We start from the raw sequence: 3,648 nt of genomic DNA, 5'->3' as shown, positions 1-3,648 counted from the left end.
TGTAGATAATGATGGAATTGCTGAATATAATGGCTCTGGTCCTCCTCCTTCAACAAAGCAGCATGTCTATACAACGCCTGGAAATTATACAGCAAGGCTAATAGTTAGAGATGATAAGGGGGCAAATTCTACGGCAAACCTTCAAATAATTGTAATGTCAAATATTTCTGTTGATTTTGATTTCAGCCCGCTGGCTCCTGCGCCGAATGTTGAAGTGAAATTTTTTGCGCTTGTGGAGGCGAAGAATTATACATGGAATTTTGGGGACGGAAATGTGAGCTATGAAAAAAATCCAAAGCATGCTTATTCAAGAGAAGGGAGATACAGGGTCTGGCTTAAGGTTTATGATGGTTTGGCTTATTGGGAGAAAAATTATACGATAGATGTTATTATGCCGGATTTCTATGTTGAAGCATATTATCTGCCAGAAAAACCGAAGAAAGGGGATGAGCTAAGATTGCGAATTAAAATAAGGAACGATGGAGGTTATTCTGAGAATGTTAAATGCTATATCTTTTTGGATGAAAATTTTTCATCCTTTAAATTTAATATTTCTGAAGAATATGAGAAAGAAATTCTCATCGAAGGAATAAATAAGGCAAGAATTGTGGTTGATCCTGAAAATGAAATAGAAGAAAAAGATGAAAGAAACAATGAAATTGAAATTTTAATAAAATATGAAAGAAATTATCTCATCTATTTATCTTTTCTTGTTCCTCTTGCAGCAATTCCGGCTTATTTCTTGTTAAGAAAAAAGAAAGTAATTATTGGAGAAGAAAAGATTGAAAAATGCTCTGTTTGCCTTGGTTCATTTAAGGAAGAGACAAATATTTTAAGATGCGATTGCGGGGCTTTATATCACAAAAGTTGTGCAAAAAGAGTAAAAAATTGTATTAATTGCAACAAAAAACTTTAATTTAATATAAGAAAAATGCATACACATTAAGGGCCCGTAGCTTAGCCAGGTTGGAGCGCCCGGCTGATAACCGGGAGGTCCGGAGTTCAAATCTCCGCGGGCCCATTCTTCCTGCTCCCAAAAATTCCTGGAAAATATTGTATATAGCCAAAATATTCCAAATATGCACATAAAAAATCCAAGCGATGAATTCTTCAAAGAATTTCTTAAGCCTTACTATGCTTTAACATCAGATGGGCAATATCTATTTGCATCCCGCCAGAAAGGGCGAATGCCAGATAGGGTTTTTTACATGGCTGAAAAACTTGGGAAAGGGCAGAGAAAATTTAATGAGGAAGAGGGAAAGGAAATTTTTAAGATTGTTGAGAGGTATATTAAAAGTGCTGATGTTATGGAGATTGATGGATGCTATGGTGAAGAGTGGAAGACAGGAGTAAAGGTTTTTGTAAGCATTGAAAATCTTCATTCAGCATATATTGCTTGGATGGGCAAGTTAATGCTTTTTCCTTTCGAAGGAATTGCAAACTGCTTTAATATTATTATTCCAGAGGGCTTGCCGGATGAATACAAAAAAGAAGTAAAGGAAATAAGCAAAAATTATGAGGAGCCAATCTCGCTTTTTGATTTCACAAGAGCAAATGAAGATATAAGAAGAGTGGTTAATATAGGAATTGATTATTTTGGAGGAGCAATCAAGAAACCGAATTTAACAATGGTATGGCATAGGGCAGAAAGCCAGGGAATGATTTCTTATCATGCTGGTTGTTTTGATGGCACGATTATAAAAGGATTAAGCGGAACAGGAAAAACAACTCTTACTATTGGCAAAGATATTGAGCAGGATGATGCCCTCGTTGGATTGCCTGTTTATAAAGAAAGGAAGATAGAGAGAATAAAGTTAATTGGGCTTGAGGCGGCGAGTTTTGCAAAGTCAGAAGGCATAGATGAGAGCTCGCCTGAATGGGCTGGGCTTATGTCTTCTCTTGATGGAGAGATTGTTATTGCTTTGAATATTGATTGCGAAGGGGTTGATTTTGTTTTGAAGAAAATAGATGGCCATGAAGCTTTAGTGCCTGTTGGAAAAGCTGGAAAACTTAAATGCAAATCATATGAGAAGAGCAACACAACAAATGGAAGATTTATTTTTAAATTCAGCGTGCTTAATAAGGCGTGGGGAAGGGAGAAATATTTAAGGGCTGAGGGGCTAAGCTTTAGGAGATATGATGTTCTTGAGCCAATTTTAAGGGTTATTGAGCCAGAAATGGCTGTTGCATTTGATAGTGCATGCGAAACAGTAATCACTTCAGCAATAGAGGGAGGAGCTGGAAAAAGAGTAAGGAGATATGCAGCAACTGATTTTATGGCCCGCCCGCAGGCGGAGCAGGCCTTGCTCAAGCTAAAAGCTTATTCAGATATTGGGTTGGAGAAGCTTGTATTTTTTGTTGTTAATACTGGTTATGTTGGGCAGTGCAATTGCGAGGGGAAAGCTGTTGGTGAGGGAGAAAAAATAAGGGCAAGTGAAACAAAGAGGATGATATCTCTTGTTGTTGAGGGAAAAATTAAAAGATGGATTAGACATCCAGTTTTTGGTTATTTAATTCCAGAGCCAAAAGAAATGAATCAATATATTGAAAATTTTTCTGAAAGATTTAATTTACTTCGCTTTTATAGTGCAAGAGAAATAGTTGATTTTTACAGAAGAGATATAAATGAAAGAAGCGAATTTTTGAAAGAAATTTTTGAAGGCTATGAAAAAGAATTGGAAAGAGTTATAAATCTGTGGAAAAGATTTTCTTTGCCAAAAGAAGAAAAAATAAAAGAGTTTTATGAAAAGTTTTATTAAATGAGCTGTGATAAAGAAAAGTGAATAAAAATATAAAGGAAGGGTTGAGATGGATGGAGCAGGCGGAGGCTGATTTAAAGACGAGCAAAGATTGCCTTAAAGATTCAAATTATTATGCATCCGCTTTTTTTGCACAGCAAGCAGCTGAAAAATCATTAAAAGGTTTTTTATATTCTGAGGGATATAGAGCAATAATAACTTATTCAATAGTTGATTTATTGGAAGAAATATCAAAAAGTGAAGAAATTTTTAAAAATTTTATTGATTATGGAAAAGAATTAGACAGGCATTATATAGCAACAAGATATCCAAATTTTTATCCATCTGGTAGCCCTTGTAGATATTATACAGCGGAGGTGGCTGAAAAATGTATAAATTATGCAGAGTTGATATTAAAAGAAGTAAGGAAATATTTGAAGGAATAAATAGATACAAAGAAAGGATAATAAAAAAATTCAATCCAGAAAAAATAATTTTATTTGGCTCTTTTGCAAGAGGTGATATCAATGAAGCTTCTGATATAGATTTAATTGTTATCTGTAATTGGAAAGAAAATTTTTTAGATAGAATAAAAATTTTGATGGATGAAAATGAAGAGAATTTGCCAATTGAACCAATTGGATATACAGAAAATGAAATAAAGGAAATGATTGAAGAAAAAAATCCATTCATTTTAAATGTTTTAGAAGAAGGAATTTCAATATACAAAAAAATTTATAAATAAATTTTCGATTTAGCTTTTACCAGGGGGATAAAAATGAAAGGAAAATATATAATATGCGGGCTTGTTTTGTTTGGGTTAGTGATGGGAATAGTTGCAAATCCAGTAAATGCTCAGAGCATTGAAACAATAGAAGTTGGCGGTCTTTTTGCAACAAATGCAAATGCA

General features: G+C 34.2%; 4 protein-coding genes and 1 tRNA gene. All 5 read left to right on the top strand.

Annotated features, from left to right (window positions below):
• The coding region (locus H5T45_07425) for a PKD domain-containing protein (GenBank protein MBC7129528.1) at positions 1-916 on the top strand (916 nt) is incomplete at its 5' end.
• Between the two features lie 30 nt (positions 917-946).
• A tRNA-Ile gene (locus tag H5T45_07420) sits at positions 947-1,021 on the top strand.
• Positions 1,022-1,079: 58 nt separating this feature from the next.
• Positions 1,080-2,759, top strand: a complete 1,680-nt coding sequence (locus H5T45_07415; protein MBC7129527.1) for a phosphoenolpyruvate carboxykinase (ATP) — start codon at positions 1,080-1,082, stop codon at positions 2,757-2,759.
• Between the two features lie 20 nt (positions 2,760-2,779).
• Positions 2,780-3,184, top strand: a complete 405-nt coding sequence (locus H5T45_07410) for a HEPN domain-containing protein (GenBank protein MBC7129526.1) — start codon at positions 2,780-2,782, stop codon at positions 3,182-3,184.
• Positions 3,127-3,483: a nucleotidyltransferase domain-containing protein gene (locus tag H5T45_07405; protein MBC7129525.1), complete on the top strand. Its 357-nt coding sequence runs from the start codon at positions 3,127-3,129 to the stop codon at positions 3,481-3,483. Before H5T45_07410 ends, H5T45_07405 begins: the two co-directional genes overlap by 58 nt.
• The last annotated feature ends 165 nt before the right edge of the window (positions 3,484-3,648 follow it).

Source organism: Thermoplasmatales archaeon (genome assembly GCA_014361245.1).
Taxonomy (GTDB): domain Archaea; phylum Thermoplasmatota; class E2; order UBA202; family JdFR-43; genus JACIWB01.
This window is presented reverse-complemented; position numbering and strand designations above follow the sequence as displayed.

What these genes read in the sequence shown, in the direction of transcription:
- H5T45_07415 (MBC7129527.1), top strand. Translation starts at nt 1,080, where the DNA reads ATGCACATAAAAAATCCAAGCGATGAATTCTTCAAAGAATTTCTTAAG.
- H5T45_07405 (MBC7129525.1), top strand. Translation starts at nt 3,127, where the DNA reads ATGTATAAATTATGCAGAGTTGATATTAAAAGAAGTAAGGAAATATTT.